This is a genomic window from Clostridium sp. chh4-2, assembly GCF_002899675.1.
In the GTDB taxonomy this organism is placed as follows: domain Bacteria; phylum Bacillota; class Clostridia; order Lachnospirales; family Lachnospiraceae; genus CHH4-2.
Map to the genome: position 1 here is coordinate 1 of NZ_PKUU01000061.1, position 504 is coordinate 504.

Consider the following 504-nt stretch of genomic DNA (forward strand, 5'->3'; position numbering starts at 1 on the left):
CTCACTAGTCGAGAGGTCCTGCGCCGAAAATGTCCGGGGCTAAAACACAACACCGAAGCTTAGGAATTGTCGTAAGACAATTGGTAGAGGAGCATTCTTAACGCGTCGAAGCAGTACCGTAAGGAGCTGTGGAGTGTTAAGAAGAGAGAATGCCGGAATGAGTAGCGAGATGGAGGTGGGAATCCTCCAGGCCGAATATCTAAGGTTTCCAGAGTAAAGCTGATCTGCTCTGGGTAAGTCGGGGCCTAAGGCGAGGTCGAAAGACGTAGTCGATGGACAACAGGTGGAAATTCCTGTACCGCGTATCATCAGAACTGTGGGGACACAGAACCAAAGTCAAACCCGGGAATGAAAAGACCGGGGCAAGCATCTGACTGGTTAAGCAGGCAAATCCGCTTAACAACAGGACGGTGTGACGCGTACCGAAATTACAGTAGGGAAGTTGGCGGAGGGGCTGTCAAGAAAAGCCGCTATTGTGTGATATGTGCCCGTACCGTAAACCGA

1 rRNA gene is annotated in these 504 nt (G+C 51.0%); it reads left to right on the forward strand.

Going from position 1 to position 504, the window contains the following annotated elements:
* A 23S ribosomal RNA gene (locus C0033_RS26695) occupies window positions 1-504 on the forward strand; the annotation flags it as partial.